20 protein-coding genes are annotated in these 23,229 nt (G+C 73.0%); 15 read left to right on the top strand and 5 right to left on the bottom strand.

The window, feature by feature from the left end:
- The first annotated feature begins 116 nt into the window (after window positions 1-116).
- Window positions 117-1,127 (top strand): IS481 family transposase, encoded by a 1,011-nt coding sequence (locus KPL60_RS02535; protein ID WP_226364751.1) that lies wholly within the window; start codon window positions 117-119, stop codon window positions 1,125-1,127.
- Between the two features lie 119 nt (window positions 1,128-1,246).
- On the opposite strand, the gene KPL60_RS02530 is transcribed toward KPL60_RS02535, so the two are convergent.
- A complete protein-coding gene (locus KPL60_RS02530) occupies window positions 1,247-1,450 on the bottom strand; it encodes a hypothetical protein (protein ID WP_226354749.1) in 204 nt (67 codons plus the stop codon).
- A 246-nt stretch (window positions 1,451-1,696) separates the two neighbouring features.
- Between KPL60_RS02530 and KPL60_RS02525 the strand changes: the two genes are divergently transcribed.
- From KPL60_RS02525 to KPL60_RS02500, 6 genes are all read left to right on the top strand, one after another.
- A complete protein-coding gene (locus KPL60_RS02525) occupies window positions 1,697-2,617 on the top strand; it encodes a helix-turn-helix transcriptional regulator (RefSeq protein ID WP_226354750.1) in 921 nt (306 codons plus the stop codon).
- A 114-nt stretch (window positions 2,618-2,731) separates the two neighbouring features.
- Window positions 2,732-4,384: an ABC transporter substrate-binding protein gene (locus KPL60_RS02520; RefSeq protein ID WP_374228585.1), complete on the top strand. Its 1,653-nt coding sequence runs from the start codon at window positions 2,732-2,734 to the stop codon at window positions 4,382-4,384.
- 76 nt (window positions 4,385-4,460) lie between these two features.
- Window positions 4,461-5,465: an ABC transporter permease gene (locus KPL60_RS02515; protein WP_062399555.1), complete on the top strand. Its 1,005-nt coding sequence runs from the start codon at window positions 4,461-4,463 to the stop codon at window positions 5,463-5,465.
- Window positions 5,462-6,388 carry an ABC transporter permease gene (locus KPL60_RS02510; protein WP_226354752.1) on the top strand — a complete coding sequence of 309 codons (927 nt, stop codon included), beginning with the start codon at window positions 5,462-5,464 and terminating at the stop codon, window positions 6,386-6,388. Before KPL60_RS02515 ends, KPL60_RS02510 begins: the two co-directional genes overlap by 4 nt.
- Window positions 6,385-7,395 (top strand): ABC transporter ATP-binding protein, encoded by a 1,011-nt coding sequence (locus KPL60_RS02505; RefSeq protein WP_304580126.1) that lies wholly within the window; start codon window positions 6,385-6,387, stop codon window positions 7,393-7,395. The genes KPL60_RS02510 and KPL60_RS02505 overlap by 4 nt, the downstream gene beginning before the upstream one ends.
- Window positions 7,392-8,495: an ABC transporter ATP-binding protein gene (locus KPL60_RS02500; RefSeq protein ID WP_226354753.1), complete on the top strand. Its 1,104-nt coding sequence runs from the start codon at window positions 7,392-7,394 to the stop codon at window positions 8,493-8,495. The genes KPL60_RS02505 and KPL60_RS02500 overlap by 4 nt, the downstream gene beginning before the upstream one ends.
- 49 nt (window positions 8,496-8,544) lie before the next feature.
- Here KPL60_RS02500 and leuA read toward each other — a convergent pair whose 3' ends face one another.
- Window positions 8,545-10,341, bottom strand: coding sequence for a 2-isopropylmalate synthase (gene leuA, locus KPL60_RS02495; RefSeq protein WP_226364750.1), 1,797 nt, complete (start codon window positions 10,339-10,341; stop codon window positions 8,545-8,547).
- Window positions 10,342-10,634: 293 nt separating this feature from the next.
- Between leuA and KPL60_RS02490 the strand changes: the two genes are divergently transcribed.
- On the top strand, window positions 10,635-10,940 hold the full coding sequence (locus KPL60_RS02490) for a hypothetical protein (protein ID WP_226364749.1): 306 nt from the start codon (window positions 10,635-10,637) through the stop codon (window positions 10,938-10,940).
- Here the strand turns inward: KPL60_RS02490 and KPL60_RS02485 are convergent.
- The 3 genes from KPL60_RS02485 to KPL60_RS02475 are packed head-to-tail and all read right to left on the bottom strand — an operon-like array spanning window position 10,918 to window position 14,473.
- Window positions 10,918-12,342 (bottom strand): DUF1116 domain-containing protein, encoded by a 1,425-nt coding sequence (locus KPL60_RS02485; RefSeq protein ID WP_226364748.1) that lies wholly within the window; start codon window positions 12,340-12,342, stop codon window positions 10,918-10,920. The two genes, KPL60_RS02490 and KPL60_RS02485, sit on opposite strands and share 23 nt — an antisense overlap.
- Window positions 12,339-13,766: an FdrA family protein gene (locus tag KPL60_RS02480; protein WP_226364747.1), complete on the bottom strand. Its 1,428-nt coding sequence runs from the start codon at window positions 13,764-13,766 to the stop codon at window positions 12,339-12,341. The genes KPL60_RS02485 and KPL60_RS02480 overlap by 4 nt, the downstream gene beginning before the upstream one ends.
- Window positions 13,763-14,473 carry a DUF2877 domain-containing protein gene (locus KPL60_RS02475; protein ID WP_226354758.1) on the bottom strand — a complete coding sequence of 237 codons (711 nt, stop codon included), beginning with the start codon at window positions 14,471-14,473 and terminating at the stop codon, window positions 13,763-13,765. Before KPL60_RS02475 ends, KPL60_RS02480 begins: the two co-directional genes overlap by 4 nt.
- Window positions 14,474-14,550: 77 nt before the next feature.
- Between KPL60_RS02475 and KPL60_RS02470 the strand changes: the two genes are divergently transcribed.
- From KPL60_RS02470 to KPL60_RS02440, 7 genes are all read left to right on the top strand, one after another.
- Window positions 14,551-15,819 carry a CdaR family transcriptional regulator gene (locus KPL60_RS02470; protein ID WP_226354759.1) on the top strand — a complete coding sequence of 423 codons (1,269 nt, stop codon included), beginning with the start codon at window positions 14,551-14,553 and terminating at the stop codon, window positions 15,817-15,819.
- Between the two features lie 189 nt (window positions 15,820-16,008).
- Window positions 16,009-17,415, top strand: a complete 1,407-nt coding sequence (locus KPL60_RS02465) for a uracil-xanthine permease family protein (protein WP_226364746.1) — start codon at window positions 16,009-16,011, stop codon at window positions 17,413-17,415.
- A complete protein-coding gene (locus KPL60_RS02460) occupies window positions 17,412-18,242 on the top strand; it encodes a xanthine dehydrogenase family protein subunit M (RefSeq protein WP_226364745.1) in 831 nt (276 codons plus the stop codon). Before KPL60_RS02465 ends, KPL60_RS02460 begins: the two co-directional genes overlap by 4 nt.
- Window positions 18,239-18,736 carry a (2Fe-2S)-binding protein gene (locus KPL60_RS02455; RefSeq protein ID WP_226354761.1) on the top strand — a complete coding sequence of 166 codons (498 nt, stop codon included), beginning with the start codon at window positions 18,239-18,241 and terminating at the stop codon, window positions 18,734-18,736. The genes KPL60_RS02460 and KPL60_RS02455 overlap by 4 nt, the downstream gene beginning before the upstream one ends.
- Entirely contained in the window at window positions 18,733-21,111 is a 2,379-nt protein-coding gene (gene cutA, locus KPL60_RS02450; RefSeq protein ID WP_226364744.1) for an aerobic carbon-monoxide dehydrogenase large subunit, read from the top strand. The genes KPL60_RS02455 and cutA overlap by 4 nt, the downstream gene beginning before the upstream one ends.
- On the top strand, window positions 21,108-21,782 hold the full coding sequence (locus tag KPL60_RS02445) for a carbon monoxide dehydrogenase subunit G (RefSeq protein ID WP_226364743.1): 675 nt from the start codon (window positions 21,108-21,110) through the stop codon (window positions 21,780-21,782). Before cutA ends, KPL60_RS02445 begins: the two co-directional genes overlap by 4 nt.
- Window positions 21,779-23,194 (top strand): amidase, encoded by a 1,416-nt coding sequence (locus KPL60_RS02440; RefSeq protein WP_226364742.1) that lies wholly within the window; start codon window positions 21,779-21,781, stop codon window positions 23,192-23,194. Before KPL60_RS02445 ends, KPL60_RS02440 begins: the two co-directional genes overlap by 4 nt.
- Window positions 23,195-23,229: the final 35 nt, after the last annotated feature.

Here is a 23,229-nt window from a genome sequence, read left to right as displayed (position 1 = left end):
GCCCAGGCACGTTGGTCGAGATCGTGTGACGACACGGTCTGATCTGTAGATGGGCGAAGGCCTCCCGGGTGTGGAGTGGAGCTGTCGAGGAACCGCTCCGCACCCAGGAGGCCTTCGTGTCCCACGCTACCCACTCCAATGCCGCGCTCACCTGTCGTGCCCGACTCCGACTCGCTCGCTTGGTCGTCGATCTAGGCTGGTCTGTGGCCCGCGCCGCCGAGCGCTACGACGTCTCGTGGCGGACTGCGAACAAGTGGGCCCAGCGCTACCGCGATGAAGGCCCGGCCGGGATGCACGACCGGTCCTCGGCCCCCCGTCACCAGCCGAACCGCACGCCGGCGCCGGTGGTCCGCAAGATCGTGCACCTGCGCTGGAAGCAGCGCCTGGGACCGGTCGAGATCGGCGACCGGCTCGACATGGCGTCCTCGACCGTGCACGCCGTGCTCGTGCGCTGTCGCATCAACCGGCTCACCCACATCGACCGGGCTACTGGCGAGCCGATCCGCCGCTACGAGCACGAGGCGCCCGGCGACTTGATCCACGTCGATGTCAAGAAGCTCGGCAAGGTCCCCGACGGAGGCGGATGGCGCTACGTCGGTCGTCGACAAGGCGAGAAGAACCGTGCGGTGACCTCGACACGAACCGGTCTGCCCAGGAGTCGGTACCACCAGCCTCTGCTGGGCACCTGCTACCTGCACACCGTCATCGACGATCACTCTCGAGTCGCCTATGTCGAAGCACACGAGGACGAGACCAAGCAGACCGCGGCCGCGGTCCTGCGTAACGCGGTCGCCTGGTTCGCCTGCCGCGGTGTCACGGTCAAACGCGTGCTCAGCGACAACGGCGGCTGCTACAAGTCTCATCTCTGGCGCGACACCTGTGCCGAGCTGGGCATCACCCCGAAAAAGACACGGCCCTACCGGCCGCAGACGAACGGGAAGATCGAGCGCTTCCACAGGACCCTGGCCGAGGGCTGGGCCTTCAAGAAGCTCTACAACTCCGAGTCAGCCCGACTCGCGGCTCTGCCAGCATGGGTCCACGACTACAACCACCACAGGCCCCACTCGGCAATCGGAAAGGCCACACCCATCACCAGGTTGAACAACCTGGCTGGGCATCACATCTAGGCCCCGGACACAGAACGGGCCGGTCCGCCCCGGGCGCGTCGCCCCGGTCGTGACCGGCCACCCGGCGCAGCAACCCCCCGCCGCTGCGCCGTCCTTCCTGGTGGGTCCCGACAGTGGTGTCAGTCGGAATCCTCGTCGCCCCACGCGTCCACGTGGTGCGGCCGGCCGTGGAGCTGGCGCTGCCTGCGCTCCCACTCCCGGCGTCGCTGCTCGGCGATCCTGCGCCACGCCTCGCTCTGGCGCCGGTCGGTCACCCCGATCACGATCGCCGAGACGACCAGCGTGGCCAGCCCCGCCAGGGCCACCGCCACCAGCGCGATCACGGCGACCACCGCCCGGTACGGGCGCTGTGGTGCGTGCCTGTGTGCGGCACCTGCGTCCTGCGGATCATGTCAATCTCCCTTCGTGTGTCGCGGTCGGTCCGTGGTCCCCGGTCGCCACGGTCGGTGTGTCTGCCGTCACGTCCGGGTGACTCCAGGATGCACGACGATGCGCCTCCGTGCAATTGCAGGCACAGGGAATTGCACAGAACTGTAGATTGCACGGCGGGGCCACGGAGGGGGCGCGAGGTGGAGCAGGAGCCGACCGGCGCGCGACGACGGCTGGGTGCCGAGCTGCGCAGGCTGCGCGTCAACGCCGGTCTGAAGCTGGAGGACGCCGCGGGCGGCGTGGGCTGCTCGACGTCGAAGATCAGCAGGCTGGAGAACGGCAAGGGGGTGCCGCGCCCGGCCGACGTCGCCGCGCTGGTCGAGGTCTACGGCGGGGTCGCCGGGGTCGAGGCGGAGATGCTCGAGCGGCTGGTCACCGAGAGCCGCACCCGCGGCTGGTGGGAGCCGTTCACCGAGGGCCTGCGCAGCGACCCGCACTTCCTGCCGTCGCCGGGGCGCTACGCCGCCGCCGAGTCCGACGCGACCGCCGTCGCCGCGTTCGACCTGACCGTGCTGCACGGGCTGCTCCAGACGCCCGCCTACGCGCACGCCGCGCTGCGTGCCCGGCTCCCGGGGCGCCCGGACTGGGAGATCGACCAGCTCGTGCGGCTGCGCGGACGTCGCCACGAGGCGCTCACCGCGACGCCGCCGCTGGTGCTCGACGCCGTCGTCGACGAGGCCGTACTCACCCGCGCGACCGGCGGCCCCGCGGTGATGGCCGAGCAGCTCGACCGGCTGCTCACGCTGTCGGGCCTGCCCGACGTGACGCTGCGCGTGCTCCCGTTCGGCGCCGGGCCGCAGCGGGCGCACGCCGGCCGCTTCGCGATCCTGACCGTCCCCGACGAGCTCGGCCCCGACGTCGTCCACACCGAGGGGCACGCGGGGGAGTCGTTCCTGGAGTCGCCCGCCGACCTGCGCACCTACCGCGAGGTCTTCGACGAGGTCCGGGCCGCCGCGCTCGACGAGGACGCCTCGCGGGCCGCGGTGTCGGCCCACCGGGACGCGCACCGGTCGGCCGTCGACGACGGCCCGGACGAACGGGACGTGCGTACCAGTTCGTAGCACTATCGTGACGCAAGGGTCTACCGGTTGGTAACGGACCGCTATAGGTTTCCCCGTCATCAGGTGTCCTCACGCACACATCGGGTGGACGCCTCTGCCGACGAGGGGACCGGAATGCGCAGACGGTGGATGACGGCGGTCATGGCGGGCGTGCTCGCAGTGGGCATGACCGCCTGCGCGAGCTCGGAGCGCGGAGCGGGTGGCGACGCCGCCGGGGGGACGTTCGTGTTCGGCGCCGCGGGTGCGCCGAAGAACTTCGACCCGATCTTCAACGACGACGGCGAGAGCTTCCGCCCGGCCCGGCAGATGTTCGACACGCTGATCACCTACAAGCCCGGGACCACCGAGCTCGAGCCCGGCCTGGCCACCGAGTGGAAGTCCACCCCGGACGGCAAGACCTGGACGTTCACCCTCCGCGAGGGCGTCACGTTCCACGACGGCACGCCGCTCGACGCGACCGCGGTCTGCGCGAACTTCGACCGCTGGTTCAACATGAAGGGCGCCGCGGCGCAGAGCCAGATGATCTACTACGGCGACGTCTTCGAGGGCTTCGCCAAGAACGAGGGCGACGCCTCGGGTACCCCGCTCTACAAGTCCTGCACGGCGCAGAGCCCGAACACCGCCGTCCTGGCGCTGAACAAGTTCAAGGGCGCGTTCCCGGCCGCCTTCGGCCTCACGTCGTTCTCGATCTCCAGCCCGGCGGCGCTCAAGCAGTACGACGCCGACGCCGTCACCCAGAGCGGTGACTCCTTCACCTACCCCGCCTACGCGAACGAGCACCCGACGGGCACCGGGCCGTTCAAGTTCGAGAGCTTCGACAAGGCGAACAACACGATCACCCTGGTCCGCAACGACCAGTACTGGGGCGAGAAGGCCAAGCTCGACCGGCTCATCTTCAAGATCATCCCGGACGAGAACGCCCGCAAGCAGGAGCTGGCCGCCGGCACCATCGACGGCTACGACTACCCGTCCCCGGCGGACTACCAGACCCTGAAGGACCAGGGCGACCAGGTGCTGATCCGCCAGCCGTTCTCGCTGCTCTACATGGGCATCAACACCAAGAACAACCCGAAGCTCAAGGACCTGCGGGTCCGCCAGGCGCTCGCCTACGCGATCGACCGCGAGTCGCTGGTCCGCACCAAGATGCCGGAGGGCTCCGCCGTCGCGAAGGAGTTCGTGCCGCCGACCGTCGCGGGCTACGCCGACGACGTCACCCAGTACCCGTACGACCCGGAGAAGGCCAAGCAGCTGCTCGCCGAGGCCGGCGCGCAGAACCTGACGCTGAACTTCTACTACCCGACCGAGATCACCCGGCCCTACATGCCGAACCCGGCGGACCTGTTCTCGGCGATGTCGGCGAACCTGAAGGCCGTCGGCATCACGGTCAACCCGGTCGCGCGGCCGTGGAACGGCGGCTACAAGGACGACGTCCAGAAGGCCGGCAAGCACGACCTGCACATGCTCGGCTGGACCGGTGACTACAACGACGCCGGCAACTTCGTCGGCACGTTCTTCGGCCGGGAGAAGGCCGAGTTCGGGGCGCAGGACCCGGCGATGTTCGCCGAGCTGGCCAAGGCCGACGCCATCCCGGACCCGGCCGGTCACGCCGCCGCGTACCAGCAGGCGAACAAGGACATCATGGCCAAGTACCTGCCGGCCGTGCCGATCCTGACCACCGGCCCGGCGATCGTCGTCGGACCGAACGTGCAGGGCGTGATCCCGTCGCCGCTGACCGACGAGCGCTTCGTCTCCGTCAGCAAGAACTGACCGTGCCCCGGGCGCCGCGGAGATCCCGCGGCGCCCGGTCGCGTGTCCCGCCTCCCACCACTGAGGACATCCACGCATGCTGCGCTTCGTCGCGCGCCGCCTGCTCCAGGTCGTCCCGACGCTGCTCATCCTGTCCGTCCTGTTGTTCGCCTGGCTGCGGTCGCTGCCCGGCGGACCGGCCGGTGCGCTGCTCGGAGACAAGGCGACCCCGGAGTCGATCGCGGCACTGAACAAGACACTGGGCCTGGACCAGCCCATCCCGATCCAGTACCTGCACTACCTCGGCCGGGCGCTGACCGGCGACTTCGGCGCCTCCCTCGTCACCGGCGACCCGGTGATCACCGAGCTCGGCCGGGCGCTGCCGGGGACGATCGAGCTGTCCCTGTCGGCGCTGCTGCTCGCCGTCGCCCTCGGGATCCCGCTCGGCTACCTCGCCGCCCGCCACCGCGGCGGGATCTGGGACAACCTGACCATCGTCGGGACGCTGGTCGGCGTCGCCGTACCGGTGTTCTTCCTCGGCTACGTGCTCAAGCAGTTCCTGGCCGTCGACCTCGGCCTGTTCCCGCCGTCCGGGCTGCAGTCGACCGGCATCGACGCCACCTCGGTCACCGGCTTCCCCACCCTCGACGGCCTGCTGACCCGCGAGTTCGACGCCAGCTGGGACTCGCTGCTGCACCTCGTGCTGCCGGCCGTCACGCTGGCGACGATCCCGCTCGCCGTCATCGTGCGGATCACCCGGGCGTCGGTGCTCGACGTGCTGGAGTCCGACTTCGTCCGCACCGCCAACGCCAAGGGCCTCGCGCCGGGCACCGTCCGCGGCCGGCACGTCCTGCGCAACGCGCTGCTGCCGGTCTCCACGACGATCGGCCTGCAGACCGGCCTGCTCCTCGCCGGCGCGGTGCTGACCGAGAAGGTGTTCAACCGGCCCGGCATCGGCACCCTGATCGCCGAGGGCATCGAGCGCCGCGACTACCCGCGGCTGCAGGCCGTGGTGCTGCTCGGCGCGCTGATCTACGTGCTGGTCAACCTGCTCGTCGACCTGTCCTACGCCGTGATCGACCCGAGGGTGAGGCTGCGATGAGCGCACCGACCACCTGGGCGCAGCGGCGGAAGGACCGGATCGACGACACCGCCGGCCGCAGCCTGTCCGCGGACGCGCTGCGCCGGCTGCGCCGCAGCCCCACCGCGATCGTCGGGGCGGTGATCATCGGGCTGTTCGTGCTGGTCTCGGTGTTCGCGCCGCTGCTGGCCCCGCACGACCCGGCCCAGGCGTTCCCGCAGCTGCTCGACCAGCTGCGCCCCGGCTCGATCCCCGGGCCGCAGCCCGGCTTCCTGCTCGGCAGCGACCAGAACGGCCGCGACGAGTTCTCCCGGATGATCCTGGCGTCGCGCCAGACCCTGCTCGTCGGCGTGCTCGCGACCGTGTTCGGGCTCGCGGCTGGCCTGGTCATCGGTGTGCTCGCCGGCGCGTTCGGCGGCTGGATCGACACCGTCCTCATGCGCGTCACCGACGTGCTGCTGTCGATCCCGTCGCTGCTGCTCGCGATCTCGGTCGCGGCGCTGGCCGCCCGGCCCAGCCAGACGACGGTCATCATCGCCGTCGCGCTGGTGAACGTGCCGATCTTCGCGCGGCTGCTGCGCGGGTCGATGCTCGCCCAGCGCGACTCCGACCACGTCCTCGCGGCCACCGCGCTCGGCGTGAGGCGACGGGCGGTCGTGCTGCGGCACATGCTGCCCAACGCGATCGGCCCGGTGATCGTGCAGGCCACGCTGACCCTGGCGACGGCGATCCTCGACGCGGCCGCGCTGTCCTTCCTCGGCCTCGGCGACGCCGACCCGGCCCGCGCCGAGTGGGGCCTGATGCTCGCCTCCGCGCAGCCCTACCTCGACGTCCGGCCCGGGCTGGCGGTCTACCCGGCGATCGCGATCATCGTCGTCGCGCTCGGGTTCACGCTGCTCGGCGAGTCGCTGCGCGAGGCCATCGACCCGAAAGGCCGGCGATGACCACACCTCCGATGAACCCGTTGTTGCAGGTCCAGGACCTGTCCGTGCGCTTCGTGCGGCGGGGTGAGGCCGACGTCGTCGCCGTCGACGGGGTGTCGTTCGACGTCCGCCCCGGCGAGGTCGTCGGCCTGGTCGGCGAGTCCGGCTGCGGCAAGTCCGTGACCTCCCTGGCGATCATGGGGCTGCTGCCGGGCCGCACCCCCCGGGTGGGCGGCTCGGTGCTGTTCTCCTCCGGGGACGAGTCCGTCGACCTGCTCACCCTGTCCGACGCCGAGCTGCGCGAGCGGCGCGGCCGCGACATCGGGATGGTCTTCCAGGACCCGCTCTCGTCGCTGAACCCGGTCGTCCCGGTGGGTGTCCAGATCACCGAGGCGCTCACCCGGCACCGCGGGATGAGCAAGGACGAGGCCCGCACGGAGGCCGTCTCCCTGCTGGAGCGGGTCGGCATCCCCGACCCGGCACGACGCGTGTCGGCCTACCCGCACCAGATGTCGGGCGGGATGCGCCAGCGTGCGCTGATCGCGATCGCGCTCGCCTGCCGGCCGAAGCTGCTCATCGCCGACGAGCCGACCACCGCCCTCGACGTCACCATCCAGGCCCAGATCCTGGAGCTGCTGCGCGAGCTCGTCGCCGAGACGGGAACGGCACTGATCATGATCACGCACGACCTGGGCGTCGTCGCGGGGCTCTGCGACCGGGTCAACGTCCTCTACGGCGGCCGGGTCGTGGAACGCGCGGAGCGGCACGCCCTGTTCGGGGGCCCGCGCCACCCGTACACCTCGGGACTCATCCGGTCGATCCCCCGGCTGGACTCCGACCCCGCCGCGGAGCTGCCCGCGATCACCGGGTCGGTGTCGGACAACCTGCCCTGGGACCACGCCTGCGCGTTCGCGCCGCGCTGCCCGCGGGCGCTGGAGACCTGCACCTCGGTCACCCCGGTGGCCGACGACGAGGCGGGTCGGCTGCTGCGCTGCCACAACCCCGAGCCGATCGGAGCGACGGCATGAGCCCCCTGCTGGAGGTCGAGGACCTGCAGGTCCACTTCCCGATCACCCGGGGTGTGCTGGTGCAGCGCACCGTCGGGCACGTCCGGGCCGTCGACGGCGTCTCGCTGCGGATCGAGCGCGGCGAGACCTACGGCCTGGTCGGCGAGTCCGGCTGCGGCAAGTCGACCCTCGGGCGGGCGATCCTCAAGCTCACCGAGCCGACCGCGGGCACGGTGTCCTTCGACGGCACCGACGTCGCCGCGCTGAAGGGGGAGCCGCTGCGCCGGATGCGCCGACGGTTCCAGATGGTGTTCCAGGACCCGATGTCCAGCCTGGACCCGCGGCAGTCGGTCGGGTCGCTGCTGCGCGAGGGCCTGGCCGCGCACGGGATCGAGGCCGGTCCGGACCGGCTCGCCGAGCTCATGCGCGCGGTCGGGCTGCCGGAGTCCGCGCTGCGCCGCTACCCGCACGAGTTCTCCGGCGGGCAGCGTCAGCGCATCGGGATCGCCCGGGCGCTGTGCGTGGAGCCCGACCTCGTCGTCGCCGACGAGCCGGTCTCGGCGCTGGACGTGTCGGTGCAGGCCCAGGTGCTCAACCTGCTGCGCTCGCTGCAGCGCGAGCTCGGCCTGACCTACCTGGTGATCGCGCACGACCTGGCCGTCGTGCGGCACGTCTCGGACCGGGTCGGGGTGATGTACCTCGGGTCGATCGTGGAGGAGGCGCCCGCCCGCGCGCTCTACGACGGTCCGCTGCACCCCTACACCCGGGCCCTGCTCTCGGCGGTGCCCCAGCCGGACCCGACCGTGGAGGACACCCGCGAGCGGATCCTGCTGTCCGGGGACCTGCCCTCGCCCGCCGCGCCGCCGTCCGGGTGCCGCTTCCACACCCGCTGCCCGTGGCGCCAGGACGACCGGTGCTCCACCGAGCGCCCGCAGCTGCGCGTGCTCGACGGCGACACCTCGGGGCACCGGGTCGCCTGCCACCACGCCGAGGCCGTCCGCGACGGGCGGATCACCCCGCACGAGGTGACCGCGGAGGAGGCCGACGCCGCCGTCGGCCCGGGCAGCGGCCCGGAGGTCCCCGACCAGCAGATCACCCTCGGCGACGCGATCGGCCGCTGACCCGGTCCCCGGCCCGCCCGCACGACGCGGGCGGGCCGGGCCGGAGCGGTCAGCGCAGGGCGCGGTTGATCGCGCTCACGACGCCCTTGAGGCTGGCGCTGGTGATCGAGCTGTCGATCCCGACGCCCCAGAACACCTTCTCCTCGACGGCGCACTCGACGTAGGCCGCGGCGCGGGCGTCGTCACCGCCGCCCATCGCGTGCTCGTGGTAGTCGAGTACCCGCACGTCGAACCCGATCCCGGCCAGCGCGTCGACGAACGCCGCGATCGGCCCGTTGCCAGAGCCGGCGATCTCGTGGAGGTCGGACTCGCCGCGCACGGTCGCGACGATCTCGTCGCGGCCCTCGCCGTCGCTGTGGATGCGGTGGCGCACCAGCTTGAGCGGGGTCTCGCGGCCCAGGTACTCGACGTCGAACGCGTCGCGCATGGCCTTGGGCTCGACCTCGCCGCCCTCGGTGTCGGTGAAGGCCTGGATGACGTGGCTGAACTCGATCTGCAGCCGGCGCGGCAGGTCGAGCTGGTGCTCGGTCTTCATGATGTAGGCGATGCCGCCCTTGCCGGACTGGCTGTTGACCCGGATGACGGCCTCGTAGGTGCGGCCGATGTCCTTCGGGTCCACCGGCAGGTACGGGACCTCCCAGGTGTGGTCGGCGACCGGGTGCCCGGCCTCCGCGGCGTCGGCCTCCATCGCGGCGAAGCCCTTGTTGATCGCGTCCTGGTGGGAGCCGGAGAACGCGGTGTAGACCAGGTCGCCGCCCCACGGGTGGCGCTCGTGCACCGGCAGCTGGTTGCAGTACTCGACGGTGCGCCGGACCTCGTCGATGTCGGAGAAGTCGATCTGCGGGTCGATGCCCTGGGTGAACATGTTCATGCCCAGCGCGACCAGGTCGACGTTGCCGGTGCGCTCGCCGTTGCCGAACAGGCAGCCCTCGATCCGGTCGGCACCGGCCTGGTAGCCCAGCTCGGCGGCGGCGATGCCGGTGCCGCGGTCGTTGTGCGGGTGCAGCGACAGCACCAGCGAGTCGCGGCGGGCCAGGTTGCGGTGCATCCACTCGATGGAGTCCGCGTAGACGTTCGGCGTCGCCATCTCGACCGTCGCCGGCAGGTTGACGATCATCGGGTGCTCGGGCGTCGGCTGCCAGATCGCGCTCACCGCGTTGGTGATCTCGACGGCGTACTCCAGCTCGGTGCCGGTGTAGGACTCCGGCGAGTACTGGAAGGTCCAGTCGGTCGCCGGGTACTTCTCGGCGAACTTGCTGACCTCCTCCGCGCCGTCGGTGGCGATCTTGGTGATGCCCGCGCGATCGGAGCGGAAGACGACCCGGCGCTGCAGGATCGACGTCGAGTTGTAGAGGTGGACGATCGCCGAGTGCGCGCCCTCGCAGGCCTCGAAGGTCCGCTGGATCAGCTCCGGGCGGGCCTGGGTCAGGACCTGGATCTGCACGTCCTCCGGGATCGCGCCCTGCTCGATGATCTCGCGGACGAAGTCGAAGTCGGTCTGGCTCGCCGCCGGGAAGCCGACCTCGATCTGCTTGTAGCCCATGCGTACCAGCAGGTCGAACATGCGCCGCTTGCGCAGCGGGCTCATCGGGTCGATCAGCGCCTGGTTGCCGTCACGCAGGTCGACCGCGCACCACAGCGGCGCGGTGTCGATGACCTTGTCCGGCCAGGTGCGGTCGGGCAGCGAGACCGGCTCGACCAGCTGATGGAAGGGCTTGTACCGGTGGACCGGCATCTGCGAGCCGCGCTGGCGGTTCCAGGCGGGCTGGGCCGCGTGCGGCGCGCCCTCGGGGGTGCGGACGTTGCTGCGGGCGCGGGCTTCGTAGGCGTCGGGAGAGGTGGTCACGGGAATGCTCCGTCGTCGTGCCGTCGTGGCGACCGGCGGACACGCGAAACCCCGCGACGAGGGGCCGGTCGGTTCAGACCCCGCCGCGGCGGCGAAGGAGCAGGCGCGCCATGTCTCCTACCGTAGACCCGAACCCCCGTTGCGCGGCAAGTCGCCACCCGCACGGTCGAACCCGGCCCCCGAGCCCCGGCTCGCAACGAAGTGATCACAACCAGGGGCGTTTCCCCTCGTTGGAAGGGCAGTGAGGGTGCGGCGGTGCAACCATGACGCCGTCCGTGACGAAGGGGTTTGTGATGGCGGCAACCGTGGGTACGACCGTGCGGCAGGGCATGGGGATCATCGCGACGATCGTGCGGATCGTGGGCCTGGTGATCGTGGCCATCCTGGTCGCGCACATCGTGCTGACCCTGCTCGACGCCAACCCGGCGAACCTCCTCACCGAGTTCGTGTCCTCCTGGGCGGCCCAGCTGAACCTCGGGCTCGGTGACCTGTTCACCCCGGCCCAGCCGAAGATGGCCGTCACGCTCAACTACGGCGTCGCGGCGATCCTGTGGCTGATCATCACCACGGTCGTGGTCAGGCTGCTGCGCCGCGTCTGAGGACCGTCCGCTCCGCCAGCCGGGCGAGCGCCTTCGGGAAGATCCCGGCCGGCGGGGTGACGAGCCCCGCCCCGACCTGCCCGACGCCCGCGACGCGCCCGGCCATCCCGGTGTTGATCTGCGGCAGGATGCCCGTCCGGCAGACCCGGGTGACGTCGATGCCGCTGGGGACCCCGGCGAACTCCAGCACCGGGACGGTCCACCGCCGGCTCTCCCCGAGCGTGATCTCGCGCATCCGGCGGGTGGTGGCCAGTGCGTCCGGCACGGTCCCGCCGACGAACCGCACGATCGCCGGGGCGGTGGCCATGGCGAAGCCCCCGATCCCGGCCGTCTCGGTAATGGCCGAGTCGCCGATGTCGGGGTTGGCGTCGGCCGGGCCGTAGTCGCCCAGGAACAGGCCGTCGGCCAGCTGGGCCGGGCCGGTGAACCACTCGTCGCCGGTGCCGGAGACCTGGATCCCGAAGTCGGTCCCGTTGCGCGCCATCGCCACCACCATGGTGGAGCCCTCGACGTCCCGGGCGGCGTCCAGGGCCAGCTTGCACGCGGGCATGGCCAGGTTCAGGAAGAAGTGGTCGTTGCCGCCGACGAACCGCAGCGCCTCCGCGACGTCGGTGCTCGGGACACCCGCGGCGGCCGCCGTCGCGACGAGGTCCGGGCCCAGGTCCCGCAGGAGCATCAGTGTCCCCGCCCGGTTGCGGTTGTGCGCCTCGTCGCCCATCTGCAGCATCTGGGTGAGCACCCCGGTCACGTCGACCGGCTCGCCCGCGTCCCGCCGGGCCCGGACGGCGCCGCGCAGCAGCGGGCCCAGCACGTCGCCCATCCAGCGCAGCCGCCGGATGACCTCCGGGCCGTACGCGCCGTAGCGCAGGACCTTGCCCAGGCCCTCGTTGAGCGAGCAGTGGGTACGACGGCCGGTGGCCGCGTCCTCCAGCACGAACATCCACATGCCCGGGGTGACGACGCCGGCCATCGGGCCGACCGTCCCCCGGTGGTGGCACGGCTCCAGCGACACCGAGGAGCCGGACGCGAACAGCGCCTCCGCGTCCTCCGGGTCGGTGACCAGGCCCTCCAGCGCCGCGCCGCCCATCAGGGCACCGCGGAGCGGGCCGGACGCACGTTCCCAGGTGATCGGCGGCCCGGCGTGCAGGAACTCGCCCGGGGCGAGGCCGAGTACCTCCGAGGCCGGGGCCACGTCGACGAGCGTCGCGGTGGCGTCGAGCATCGCGGCCAGCGCGCGCTCGTTCGCCGTCCGGCGCAGGGGGTCGGTGGCGACGGTCGCGAGATCGGCCGCGGTGCCGTCCATCGGCGGGCGCCAGTCGACCCGGGTGACCGGGACGGCCTGGTCGGCGGCGGCGTCGGCGAGCAGGTCGGTGCCGGTGCTCACCAGCGGGGGGACGGTCATCGAGCGGCTCCGATCGTCGCGTCGGCGGGGAGGAGTGCGAGTGCCCGGCGGGTGGCGCGGGCGTGCGAGAGGTGGACCTCGGCGCCGGCGTCGACCAGCGCGTCGATCTGGGCGGACAGGCCCTGCGGGTCGGTGGCGGTCCCGACGACGGAGACCACGACCGGTACCCGGGCCCCGGCGATCGCGGGGGCCAGCACGGCGGCCGGGTCCGGCTCGGCGCCGTGCCCCAGCACCAGGTCGAGCAGGACGACGGCGGTCCCCGGGTCGGCCAGCGCCGCCGCGAGGTGCTCCAGGCGCACCGTCGGGTCGATCATCGGGTGGGCGCGGCCGCGGGTCCAGGCATCGTCGCCGAAGTCGACGAAGGTGTGCCCGGCCCCGGCCGCCTCCGCGTCCGCGACCTGGGCGGCCTCGGTCGCGAGGGTGCCGCCGACGAACAGCCCGCGCAGCAGGTGACCCCCGTTCGCCGGGCGCGCGGTGCCGTGCACCGGCCAGTCCGGGACGGGACGGCCCAGCCGGGCCAGGACGGCCTCGGTCGCCGCGGTCAGGTCGGGCCTGCCCGGCCCGAGCAGCGCGTACTCGACCGGTGTCGCGAGCGTCGCGACCACCCGGTCGATCTCCTCGGCGACCTCGGCCGCGGGCGGCTTGGACACCAGCACGATCAGCTCGACGGCCGGGTCGGCGTCGAGGCGGCGCAGGGCCTCCCGGGTGGCGAGGCCGCCGACCGCCGCGGACAGGTCCCGTCCGCCGACGCCGAGCGCCGCGTGCACGCCGACCCCGGCGTGGTCGAGCAGCGCCATCACCTGCTGGCACCCGGTCCCGGACGCGGCGACGATCCCCACCGGGCCGGGCTCCACGGTGTTCGCGAACCCCAGGCCGAGCCCGTCCAGCACGGCCGTCCCGCAGTCCGGGCCCATGACCAGCAGGGACCGCTCGGCGGCGGCCCGCTTGAGCGCGACCTCCTGCTCCACCGGCACGTTGTCGCTGAAGATCATGACGTCGCTGCCTGCGTCGAGGGCGTCCATCGCCTCGACGGTGGCGTGGGGCCCGGGCACCGAGACGAGCACGACCGAGCCCGGTGCCCGGTCCAGCGCGGTGGCGGTGGTGCGCGGCGGTGCGACGGTGCCGCCCTCCCCGCCGCCCGGCGCCGGGCGGTTCGCCTCGGCGAGGGCCCGGTCGACACCGGCCACGGCGGCGGACAGCGCGTCGTCGCCGGTCAGCCGCAGGGCGACGACCAGGTCGTTGGCGCCGGTCCCGGCGGGGACGGTGAACCCCATGCCGGTCAGGACCTCGATGTTGAGCGGGGTGGCCATGGCGACCTGCGCGGCGACCACCCCGTCGAGCTGCTGGGCGGTGCGGCTGACCCGGAGCAGGGTGACCGAGTCGGCGTAGGCGCCGGGCCGGACCTCGACGTGTGTCGTCGTCATGCGGCGACTCCTTCGGTGTGCAGGGCGGACAGGGCGAGCGCGGCGCCGTGGACCATCGCGGCCCCGGAGGTGTGCCCGACGGCGGTGAGCGCGGCCAGCGCCGCGGGCTCGGCCGGCGTGCCGAGGGCGGTGACCAGCGCGGCGAACTGGGGTACGACCTCACCGCGCAGTGCGCACCGCAGGAGCTCGGCGGACAGCAGCGTGGTGCGGTGCAGGTGGGCCCGGACGGCGGCGTCCACCCCCGGGGTGGGGGCGCCGGCGGCCCGGTGCAGGGCGAGCCAGCCGCACAGGACGTCGTCTCCGAGCGGGGTGAGGCCCTCGCCGCGTCCGACGAGCCCGGCGACGGCGGCCGGTGTCACCGCGGCCGGCAGGCCGGGGGCCGGCCGGAGCCCGGTGCGGCGCAGCGGGGACCGCGCGGGGACCCGGGTGTCGACCAGCCGCCGGACGGCGACCGGCTCGGCGTCGAGGTGCAGGACCCCGCCGCGCACGGCGGCCGTGCCGACGGCGAGCACGGGGAGCCGGGACCGCAGGCCGCAGGGCACTGCCACCGCGTCCGCGCCGAGGACGCCGACGCAGGCCTCGCGGCCGTCGTCGTCGTGGACGGCGAGGTAGACGGCATCGGGCCCGCGGTGCACGACCCGGACCGGTCCGTCCGCGGCCCGCCGCAGCAGGTCGCGGACCCGGACGGGTGCGCTGACTCCGATCACGGATCCGAAACTAGCCTCGCCAGGCGCGCCGACCGATGTTAACTTGTGCCACCTTCCACCCGAAGGGACGGCAACAGTTGCTGACGGACGAGAGCGGGGACCCGGAGATCCCGGCGCGTGAGGCGCTGGCCCGGCTCGATGCGCTGCACACCGGGCTCACCCGGATCGCGCTGGAGGGCGGGGACCTCGCGGGGATCGCGGCCGAGGTCGGGCGGGTGCTCGACGTGGGCGTCGCGGTCACCTCCACCGACGGCCGGGAGCGGGCGTCGGCGCTGTCGGAGGACCAGCTCCGGATGCTGACCGAGCACGAGCTCGTCGACCCGACGGGCCGGCTGCGCGTGGAGCGGATGGGGATCGACGGCGTCCGGGTCGCGGGCGGGGAGGCCCGCACCCTGCGGGTCGCGGCCGGCGGGCAGAACCTCGCCCGGCTGGTCTGCGTGCGCCTGGCCGCCCGGCTCGCCCCGGACGACGTGCAGGCGCTGGAGCGCGCCGCCGCGGTGGCCGCGCTGCTGATCACCCGCGAGGAGGCGGTCACCGCCGTCGAGACCAAGTACCAGGGCGACTTCCTGCGGGACCTGCTGCTGCGCCGTACCGCCGACCCCGCCTACGTCGCCGAGCACGCGGACACCTTCGGCTGGAACCTGCGCCGCCCCATGGTGGTGCTGACCGCCGAGCTCGACCCGATCGACGCACGGGTCCCCGCCGAGCAGTGGCGCGCCTGGCAGAAGCGGTTCTCGGCGGGGTGGCGCCAGGTCTGCTCCGGGCTGGGGGACGGCATCCCCACCGTCGACTTCTCCTCCGAGGTCGTGACCCTGCTGCCGGTCGATGCCGACCCCGGGTCACCCCCCGGGCGCGACATCGTGCGGCGGGCCGTCACCGCCGTCGCCGGGGACAAGGGCGGCGGACGGCGGCAGTTCTCGGCCGGGGTCAGCCGCCCGGTGCCCGACCTCGACGCCCTGCCCGGCGCCTACGCCCAGGCGCGGCGGGCGGTCGAGGTGGGCCGCCGCATCTCCGGCGGCGGCAGCACGACCTTCTTCGACCAGCTCGGCCTGCACCGGCTGCTCGCGCTCGTGCCGGACCCGGCGGAGCTGGACTCGTTCGTCCGCGACGCGCTGGGCCCGCTGGCCGAGGCCACCACCGAGGCCGCCGAGCTGCGGGAGACCCTGCAGGTCCTGCTGGACACGAACTTCAACGTGGCCGAGGCGGCGCGGGTGCAGTTCTTCCACTACAACACGATGCGGTACCGGGTCTCCAAGCTGGAACGGCTGCTCGGTCCGCTGTCGACGGACCCTAACCTGCGACTCGACGTCGCGGTGGCGCTGCAGGCGCTGCGCATCGGCGGCTGACCGGGCGGGAACGCGACCGACATCCGGCGGAAACCGGAGCGCCGACGCATGCATGCATCGTGCTGGCGTCATCAATTCGTGCCAGTGGATCGACCGGTCAATCGGCAGTAGTAGCCGTCGAGGTGCGACCTGGGTCTCATTAGCTTGAGTCGGGTCTCCGGTCGCTGAAGTGAAGGGATCGCCATGTCGATGTTCAGGTGGGAAGTGGTCGATCCCGGTCCGGGAGAGGCGGTCGCGCCCCGTCAGCGGCTCCCGTGGGGGAAGACGGTCGGGCTGGGGGTGCAGCACGTCGTCGCGATGTTCGGGGCGACCTTCGTGTTCCCCGTGGTCATGGGGCTGGACCCCAACCTCGCGATCCTGTTCTCCGGGCTGTGCACGATCCTGTTCCTGGTCGTCTGCAAGAACCTGGTACCGAGCTACCTCGGCACCAGCGCCGCCTTCGTCGGCGGCGTCGCGGCGATCCGGGCCGCCGGCGGTGACTCCGCCGCCGTGACCGGCGCGATCATGGTCTCCGGCCTGGTGCTGCTCGCGATCGGTGTGTTCGTGCACTTCGCCGGGGCCCGGCTCGTGCACCGGGTGCTCCCGCCCGCGGTGACCGGCGCGGTCGTCATGCTGATCGGCTTCAACCTGGCCCCGGTCGTCGCGTCGGTGTACTGGCCGGTGGACCAGTGGACCGCGCTGCTCACCGCGACGTTCCTGGTCTGCGCCGCCGTGCTGTTCCGCGGGTTCTGGGGACGGATCGCGGTGTTCCTCGCGCTCGTCTTCGGGTTCGTGCTGTCCTGGCTGCTCGACCTCCTGAGCGGCCCGATCACCTCTTGCGGCGGTGCGGACTGCACCCCGGAGCCGCACTCCCGCGTGTCCTTCGACGGCCTGGCCGACGCCGCCTGGTTCGGTCTGCCGAGCGGCACCCTGAAGGACGGCGTGGCCGTCGTGCACGCGCCCAGCTTCTCGCTGATGTTCGTGCTGCTCGTGCTCCCCGGTGTCATCGCGCTGGTCGCCGAGAACCTGGGCCACGTCAAGGCGGTCGCCGAGATGACCGGCGACGACCTCGACCCCTACATGGGCCGTGCGCTCGGCGCGGACGGCGCCGCCACCGCGCTGGCCAGCCTGTTCGGCGGGTCCCCGACGACGACCTACGCCGAGAACATCGGCGTCATGAGCGCCACCCGGGTGTACTCCACCGCGGCCTACTACGTCGCGGCCGCCGTGGCGATCCTCCTCGGCCTGTGCCCCAAGTTCGGCGTGCTGGTCGCGGCGATCCCGGGCGGCGTGCTCGGCGGCATCACGCTCGTGCTCTACGGCATGATCGCGCTGGTCGGCGCCAAGATCTGGGTGGAGAACGGGGTCGACTTCGGTGAGCCCCGCAACCTCGTCGGCCTCGCGGCGGGCATGGTCGCCGGCATCGGCGGCGTCGCGCTGGACCTGGGCAACGGGTTCGAGCTGGGCGGCATCGCGCTCGGCACGATCCTGGTGATCATCTACTTCCACGCCGTCGCGCTGCGCGACCGGCGGTCCGCGACGCCCGACCCGTCCGGGACGCCCGCCGGGACGATGGTGACCCGCGTCGACGACGGGGAGGCGAAGGAGAGCCCGTGAAACCCGCACCCTTCGACTACGTCCGCCCGACCGATCTGGCCGGGGCCGTCGCCGCGCTCGCGGCGCCGGACGGGAAGGTGATGGCCGGCGGACAGAGCCTCGTGCCGCTGCTGTCCATGCGGCTGGCCGCACCGACCCTGGTCGTCGACATCAACGGCGTACCCGGCCTGGACACGATCACCGAGGTCGACGGGGGTGTCCGGGTCGGCGCGCTGGCCCGGCACACCGCGGTCCTGGAGTCACCGCTGCTCGCCAGGGTCCAGCCGCTGGTGCCCGCCGCGCTGGCCCACGTCGCGCACCCCACGATCCGCAACCGCGGCACGACCGTCGGGTCCCTCGTGCACGCCGACGCCGCCGCCGAGATGCCGGTCGTGCTGCGGCTGCTGGAGGGCTCGCTCGACGTCGAGGGGCCCGCCGGGCGCCGGACGATCCCGGCGCGGGACCTGTTCGTCGGCCCGCTGGAGTCGGCGGTCGGGCCCGACGAGATCGCCGTGTCGGCGTTCTTCCCCGGCCTGCCGCCGGGCGCGGGCGTCGCCTTCGACGAGGTCGCCCGCCGGCACGGCGACTACGCCCTGGTCGGTGCGGCGGCGGTCGTCGACGGCGACCGGATCCGGGTCGGCTACCTGTCGGTGAGCGACGTCCCGGTGGTCGTCGACCTGACCGGTGTCGCCCCGGCCGACCGGGCCGACGCCGCACTCGAACACCTGGACCCGTCCACCGACATCCACGCCACCGCGGCCTACCGGCGGCAGCTGGTGCGGGTCCTGACCGACCGGGTCGTGGCCGCGGCGACCGGGAACGCGACCGCGCAGGGAGGCGGGCGATGAGCGAGACGCTCCACGACATCCGGCTGACGGTGAACGACGTCGTCCACGACCTGCGGGTACCGGCGCGACGGCTGCTGTCCGACGCGCTGCGTCACGACCTCGGCCTGACCGGCACCCACGTCGGTTGCGAGCACGGGGTCTGCGGGGCCTGCACGATCCTGGTCGACGGTGAGCCCGCGCGGGCCTGCCTGATGCTCGCCGTCGCCGCGCAGTCCTGCGCGATCACCACCGTCGAGGGCCTGACCGAGCCGGACGGGTCGCTGTCCCCGGTGCAGCAGGCCTTCGCCGAGTGCCACGGCCTGCAGTGCGGCTTCTGCACCCCGGGCTTCCTGACGACGATCACCGCCGGGCTGCGCCGCGACCCCTGCCCCACCCGGGAGCGGGCCCGCGACATGATCGGCGGGAACCTCTGCCGCTGCACCGGCTACCAGAACATCGTCACGGCGGTCGAGCGGGCCGCCGAGATCAGCGCGGAGATCGGGGCCGCCCGGTGACCACCAAGCTCATGGGCCAGCGCGTCCAGCGGGTCGAGGACCAGCGGTTCCTGCGCGGCGGCGGACGCTACGTCGACGACGTCGACCCGGGCCCCGGCGTGCTGCACGCGGCGGTGCTGCGCTCCCCGCACGCACACGCCCGCATCCGCGACATCGACGTGTCCGGCGTCCTCGACGTGCCGGGCGTGCACGCCGTCTACACCCACGACGACCTGACCGGCCCGATGGCCGAGCCGCTGCCCGTGCTCATCCCGCACCCCGCACTGACCCACGGCCGGACCCAGTTCGCGCTGGCCCGCGACGAGGTGAACCACGTCGGGGAGGCGATCGCGTTCGTCGTCGCCGAGGACCGCTACGTCGCCGAGGACGCCGTCGACCGGATCGTCGTCGACTACGAGGTGCTGCCCGCCGTCGTCGGGATCGAGGCGTCGCGCGCGGCCGCGCGGCTCGTGCACGACGACGTGCCCGGCAACGTCGGCGCCCGGATGGAGCAGGCCGTCGGCGACGCCCCGGCCGCGATCGCCGCGGCGCCGCACCGCCTGGAGCTGGACCTGGAGATCGAGCGCAGCGCGTGCATGCCGATGGAGGGCCGCGGCACCGTCGCCCGCTGGGACCCCGCCACCGGCCGGCTGGTCCTGTGGACCTCCACCCAGAGCTCGACCGGGGTCCGCGCCGCCGTCGCGGCGAAGCTGGGCCTGGACATCGGCCGGGTCGACGTCATCACCCCGGACGTCGGCGGCGGCTTCGGCGTCAAGATCGTCCACCCGTGGCCGGAGGAGCTGCTGGTCCCGATGGCCGCCCGCGCACTGGGCAGGCCGGTGAAGTTCGTGGAGGACCGGCGCGAGCACTTCGTCTCCTCCGCACACGAGCGCGGCCAGGTCCAGCACGTCGAGGTCGGCTTCGACGACGACGGCCGGCTGCTCGGCCTCGACGTCGAGTTCTGGCACGACCACGGCGCCTACACCCCGTACGGCCTGATCGTCCCGATCATCACCTCGACCCAGCTGCTCGGCCCGTACAAGCCGGGCGCCTACCGGGTGGTCTTCTCCTCGCTCTACACCAACACCGTGATCGTGACGCCCTACCGCGGCGCCGGGCGCCCCCAGGGCTGCTACGCCATGGAGCGCACGATGGACGCGATCGCGGCGTACCTGGGCCGCGACCGCACCGAGGTCCGCGCGGCGAACTTCATCCAGCCGCACGAGTTCCCCTACGACCACGGCCTGATCTTCCAGGACGGCAGGCCGCTGGAGTACGACTCGGGCGACTACCCGGCGTCGCTGGAGAAGCTGCGCAAGCTGATCGACTGGGACGGGTTCGCGTCCTTCCGCCGCGAGTGCGCCGAGCAGGGCCGGACCGTCGGGATCGGCCTGGCCTGCTACGTCGAGGGCACCGGCGTCGGCCCCTACGAGGGTGCGCACGTGCACGTCGAGACCACCGGCAAGGTCAAGGTCGCGACCGGGCTCACCACCCAGGGCCAGAGCCACGAGACCGCGTTCGCCCAGATCGTCGCCGACGAGCTGGGTGTGCGGTTCTCCGACGTCGAGGTCGTCACCGGCGACACCCGCCGGATGCCCTACGCGGTCGGCACGTTCGCCTCCCGGGCCGCGGTCATGTCCGGTTCGGCGATCCTCAAGGCCGCGCGGAGGACGAAGGAGAAGGCGCTGCGGCTGGCCGCCGACGCGCTCGAGGCCGACGTCGCGGACCTGGAGATCGTCGACGGCGTGGTGGGGGTGCGGGGCACCGAGCGGTCGATCCCGCTGGGCACGCTGTCGGTGCTGTCCAACCCGCTGCGCTACGCCTTCGACGAGGCGTCGAAGGCCGCCACCCAGTTCTCCGTCGGGGACACCGACGCGCTGCCGGTCCCCGAGGGGGAGCAGCCGGGCCTGGAGGGCACCGACTTCCACAGCCCGCCGCGGGCGACCTACGCCTCCGGGATGCACGCCGCGATCGTCGAGACCGACCCGGACACCGCCGAGATCCGGATCCTGCGCTACGCCGTCGTCCACGACTGCGGGCACCTGATCAACCCGATGGTCGTCGAGGGGCAGATCCACGGCGGCGTCGCCCAGGGCGTCGGCGGCGCGCTGTACGAGCGGATGGCCTACGACGAGTCCGGCCAGCTGCTCAACGCGTCCTTCATGGACTTCCTGATGCCCTATGTGTCCGAGGTCCCCGACGGGATCGAGATCGACCACCTGGAGACGCCGTCGCCGCTCAACCCCCTCGGTATCAAGGGGGCGGGCGAGGCCGGTGTCATCCCGGTGTCGGCGGTGATCGCCGCCGCGGTGGAGGACGCCGAGGGCTTCCCCGTCACCGCGATGCCGATCTCCCCGTCGGACCTGTTCAGCCTGCGTGAGGAGCACCGCTCGTGAAGATCAGTGGCAGCAACGTCGTCGAGCACCCGGTCGAGCGGGTCTGGGAGGCGCTGCTCGACCCGCGGGTGCTGGTCGCGACCATCCCCGGCTGCGAACGGCTGGAGTCCACCGGCGAGAACGCCTACGCGATGACGGTGACCGCCGGGGTCGCCGCGATCAAGGGCACCTACACCGGCAGCTGCGCGCTGTCGAAGCTGGAGCCGCACGAGTCGCTGGTCATGACCCTGAACGGGGCGGGCGGACCGGGCACGGTCGACGCCGTCGTCGACGTCACCTTCGACGACCTCGGCGCGGGCGGCACCCGGATCGGCTACACCGCCGACGCGACGGTCGGCGGCATGGTCGGCGGTGTCGGCCAGCGGATGCTCGCCAGCGTCTCCAAGCGGATGGCGGGCCAGTTCTTCGACGCCGTCGGCGCGACGATCGGCGCGGGCGGGGTGGGCGCGGTGCCCGTCGCCGCCCGGCCGGCCGCCGCCGTGACGGAGCCGGGCGCACCGCTCGTCGGCGCCCCGGCCTACGCCGAGCCGGTGACGGGCGCGGGGGTGTTCACGGCCGCGTCCGCCGCCGGGGGCGGTGACGCGGGGGAGCTCACCCGGGGCATCGGGATCGGCGCGGCGGTCGCGCTGCTCGGCGTGCTGGTCGGCGCCGTGATCGGGCGTCGCCGGTGACCGCCGACATCACCGTCGCGACCCCGGCCCGCGAGCAGGCCGCCGCGGTCCGGGCCAAGGAGATCTCCGCCCGCGAGCTGCTCGACCTGCACCTGGAGCGGATCGCGCTGCGCAACCCCCGGCTCAACGCGATCGTCTCCCTCGACGAGGAACGCGCCCGCGCCGGGGCCGAGGCCGCCGACCGGGCGCTGGCCGCCGGGGCCGAGCCCGGCCCGCTGCACGGTCTGCCGTTCGCGTTCAAGGACACCCACGCCGTCGCCGGCTGGCGCACGACCTACGGCTCCCCGCTGTTCGCCGAGCACGTCCCGAACGCCGACGAGCTGCTGGTGGAGCGGGTACGGGCGGCCGGTGCGGTGACGATCGGCAAGACCAACGTCCCCGAGTTCGCGGCCGGCTCGCACACCTTCAACCGGGTGTTCGGCACCACGCTCAACCCGCACGACCCGACCCGGTCGGCCGGGGGGTCCTCGGGCGGGGCGGCGTGCGCGCTGGCGGCCGGGATGGTGCCGCTGGCCGAGGGCTCGGACATGGGCGGCTCGTTGCGCAACCCGGCGTCGTTCTGCGGGGTGGTCGGACTGCGGCCGTCGTGGGGGCGGGTGCCGGAATGGCCGACGGCGAACATGTGGGAGACCACCTCGACCGGCGGCCCGATGGCCCGCACCGTCGACGACCTGGCGCTGCTGCTGTCGGTGCTCGCCGGGCCGGACCCACGCGCGCCGCAGGCGCTCGGTGACCCCGGCTCCGCGTTCGGGGCGCCGGTCGTCCCGGCGCCCCTCGCCGGTCTGCGGGTCGGGCTGTCCGCCGACCTCGACGGCGCGTTCGTCGTGGACCGCGAGGTCCGGGCGGTCGTCGAGGCGGCCGGGGCGGCACTGGCGGGGGCGGGTGCGGCGGTGACCGGCACGGTCCCGGACCTCACCGGCGCCGACGAGTGCTTCCGCACCCTGCGCGCGTGGCACTTCCAGGCCCGGTTCGGCCTGCAGCTGGCCGTGCACCCGACGGAGTTCAAGTCCTCGCTGGCCGCGAACATCCGGGCGGGGGAGTCGCTGACCGGCGCGGACGTCGCCGTCGCGTTCCAGCGGCGCACCACGTTGGCGCAGCGGATGCGGGAGTACTTCACCGACCACGACGTGCTGGTGCTGCCGGTGTCGCAGGTCCCGCCGTTCCCGGCCGACCGGGAGTTCCCGGACACCGTCGACGGGATGCCGATGGACTCCTACCTGGACTGGATGCGCTCGGCCTACCTGATCACCGTGACCGGCTGCCCGGCCGTCTCGGTGCCGTTCGGGACCACCCCGGACGGGCTCCCGGTGGGTGTGCAGATCGTGGCCCGCCACGGCGCCGACCGCTACCTCCTGGAGGTCGCGGCCGCCGTCGAGACACTGGCGAAGAGTGCCAGTCGAATGGCAGTTTGACGGCAAAAGTCGCCATGTCCTCCGGCTCGGTCGGT

The organism is Pseudonocardia sp. ICBG162, assembly GCF_020496225.1.
Taxonomy (GTDB): Bacteria; Actinomycetota; Actinomycetes; order Mycobacteriales; family Pseudonocardiaceae; genus Pseudonocardia; species Pseudonocardia alni.
Note: the sequence above shows the minus strand (reverse complement) of the source record. Positions and strands in the feature narration are given on the sequence as shown.

Bases quoted from the DNA above. Each gene is read 5' to 3' on its own strand.
- KPL60_RS02500 (WP_226354753.1), top strand. From the start codon at position 7,392: ATGAGCCCCCTGCTGGAGGTCGAGGACCTGCAGGTCCACTTCCCGATC.
- KPL60_RS02490 (WP_226364749.1), top strand. From the start codon at position 10,635: ATGGCGGCAACCGTGGGTACGACCGTGCGGCAGGGCATGGGGATCATC.
- KPL60_RS02505 (WP_304580126.1), top strand. From the start codon at position 6,385: ATGACCACACCTCCGATGAACCCGTTGTTGCAGGTCCAGGACCTGTCC.
- KPL60_RS02465 (WP_226364746.1), top strand. From the start codon at position 16,009: ATGTTCAGGTGGGAAGTGGTCGATCCCGGTCCGGGAGAGGCGGTCGCG.
- KPL60_RS02480 (WP_226364747.1), bottom strand. From the start codon at position 13,766: ATGACGACGACACACGTCGAGGTCCGGCCCGGCGCCTACGCCGACTCG.
- KPL60_RS02485 (WP_226364748.1), bottom strand. From the start codon at position 12,342: ATGACCGTCCCCCCGCTGGTGAGCACCGGCACCGACCTGCTCGCCGAC.
- KPL60_RS02455 (WP_226354761.1), top strand. From the start codon at position 18,239: ATGAGCGAGACGCTCCACGACATCCGGCTGACGGTGAACGACGTCGTC.
- KPL60_RS02515 (WP_062399555.1), top strand. From the start codon at position 4,461: ATGCTGCGCTTCGTCGCGCGCCGCCTGCTCCAGGTCGTCCCGACGCTG.
- KPL60_RS02520 (WP_374228585.1), top strand. From the start codon at position 2,732: ATGCGCAGACGGTGGATGACGGCGGTCATGGCGGGCGTGCTCGCAGTG.
- KPL60_RS02510 (WP_226354752.1), top strand. From the start codon at position 5,462: ATGAGCGCACCGACCACCTGGGCGCAGCGGCGGAAGGACCGGATCGAC.